General features: G+C 63.1%; 2 protein-coding genes and 1 pseudogene. All 3 read left to right on the top strand.

Annotation, left to right across the window (positions count from 1 at the left end; translation table 11 throughout):
* Positions 1-749, top strand: a 749-nt coding sequence (gene sucB / locus VJ811_RS04970; RefSeq protein ID WP_324071169.1) for a dihydrolipoyllysine-residue succinyltransferase, incomplete at its 5' end; no start/stop codon positions are given.
* A gap of 120 nt (positions 750-869) precedes the next feature.
* Positions 870-1,094 (top strand): annotated as a pseudogene (locus VJ811_RS04975) (GIY-YIG nuclease family protein); the annotation flags it as partial.
* 113 nt (positions 1,095-1,207) lie between these two features.
* The coding region (lpdA, locus tag VJ811_RS04980) for a dihydrolipoyl dehydrogenase (protein WP_324071170.1) at positions 1,208-2,359 on the top strand (1,152 nt) is incomplete at its 3' end.

Raw genomic sequence — 2,359 nt, forward strand, 5'->3', positions numbered from 1 at the left:
CCCCGGCCCCCGCCGCTGCGCCCGCACCCGCCGCGAGCGGTGCGCCGGGCCGCCACGAGGAGCGCGTCAAGATGACGCGCATGCGCCAGACGATCGCGAAGCGGCTGAAGTCGGCGCAGGACACCGCGGCGATGCTGACGACGTTCAACGACGTCGACATGTCGGCGGTGATGGCGACGCGCGACAAATATCGCGAGAGCTTCGAGAAGAAGCATGGCGTGCGGCTTGGCTTCATGAGCTTCTTTACCAAGGCGGTCGCGCTCGCCGCGCATGACATCCCCGCGGTGAACGCGCGCATCGACGGCGACGAGATCGTCTATCACGATTATCTCGACGTCTCGGTCGCGGTCAGCGCGCCGAACGGTCTTGTCGTCCCCGTCGTGCGCAACGCGGACAGCATGAGCTTCGCCGACATCGAAAAGGCGATCGCCGACCTCGGCAAGCGCGCCAAGGACGGCACGCTGACGATCGACGACATGACCGGCGGCACCTTCACCATCTCGAACGGCGGCGTGTTCGGCGGCCTGATGTCGACCCCGATCATCAACCCGCCGCAGTCGGCGGTGCTCGGCCTGCATCGCATCGAGGATCGCCCGGTCGTGCGGAACGGCGAGATCGTGATCCGCCCGATGATGTATCTCGCGATGAGCTATGACCACCGCCTGATCGACGGGCGCGAGGCGGTGACCTTCCTCAAGACGGTCAAGGAAGCGATCGAGGATCCGACGCGGCTGCTGATCGATTTGTAATCGCATGTGCTCCTGCGAACGCAGGAGTCCAGGGTGGGATTGCGATGTGGGTGCGATCTGGCCCTGGGTTCCTGCTTTCGCAGGAACGCAAATATAAGCGCAGGAACGCGGAAGAATGGGATGACCAGACCAGGCTATGTTTACCTGATGGCAAGCCGCCGGAACGGGACGACATATCTGGGCGTAACCAATGATCTTTTGAAACGTGTATGGCAGCATCGCAATGAGGTGGTGGAAAGCTTCACCAAGAAATATGGCTGCCACACGCTGGTCTGGTACGAGGCATTCGACGATATTCAGCAAGCGCGACAGCGCGAGCTGCAAATGAAGAAATGGAAGCGGGCGTAGAAAGTTGAACTGATCGAACGCGATAATCCGCAATGGCTGGATTTGTTCGACAGGCTATCGCTTTGACACCCTGGGTTCCTGCGTTCGCAGGAACACAAATGGAGTGAGTTATGGCTGATTACGACTACGACGTCCTTGTCATCGGTTCGGGCCCCGGCGGCTATGTCGCGGCGATCCGCGCGGCGCAGCTCGGCCTGAAGACCGCGTGCGCCGAAGGGCGCGAGACGCTGGGCGGCACCTGCCTCAACGTCGGCTGCATCCCGTCGAAGGCGATGCTCCACGCGTCGGAATATTTCGAAGCGGCCGCGGGCGGCGCGATGGCGGCGATGGGCATCAAGGTGAAGCCCGAACTCGACCTCCCCGCGATGCACGGCCAGCGCAAGGATGCGGTCAAGGGGCTGACCGGCGGCATCGAATTCCTGTTCAAGAAGAACAAGATCGACTGGCTGAAGGGCTATGCCCAGTTCACGTCCAAGGACAGCGTCGTCCTTCGACATGCTCAGGATGGCACGGAGCGGACGTATCGCGCGAAGAACATCATCATCGCCACCGGCTCGTCGGTCACCCCGCTTCCGGGCGTCGAGGTCGATAACGACAAGCAGATCATCGTCGATTCGACCGGCGCGCTCGAACTGGCGAAGGTGCCGGGTCATATGGTCGTCATCGGCGGCGGCGTGATCGGGCTCGAACTCGGCAGCGTGTGGCGCCGCCTTGGCGCGAAGGTCACCGTCGTCGAATTCCTCGACCAGATCCTGCCCGGCATGGACGGCGACGTCCGCAAGGAAGCGAACAAGATCCTCAAGAAGCAGGGCATCGAATTCAAGCTGAAGACCAAGGTCACCAAGGCCGAGGTTGCCAATGTAAAGGGGGGAGGCAAGAAGGCCGTGCTGACGCTCGAACCCGCAGCGGGCGGCGAGGCGGAGACGCTCGAAGCCGACGTCGTGCTCGTGTCGATCGGCCGGCGGCCCAACACCGACGGTTTGGCGCTCGACAAGGCGGGCCTCGCGGTCAACCAGCGCGGCCAGATCGAAACCGACCATGATTTCAGCACGCTGGTTCCCGGCATCTGGGCGATCGGCGACGTCATTCCCGGCCCGATGCTCGCGCACAAGGCCGAGGATGAAGGCATCGCCTGCGCCGAGAATATCGCGGGGCTGACCGGCATCGTGAACCACGACGTTATCCCGTCGGTCGTCTACACCTGGCCCGAAATCGCCGGTGTCGGCCTGACCGAGGAGCAGGCGAAAGAGCGCGGCGAGGTC

Source organism: Sphingopyxis sp., assembly GCF_035250425.1.
GTDB lineage: Bacteria > Pseudomonadota > Alphaproteobacteria > Sphingomonadales > Sphingomonadaceae > Sphingopyxis.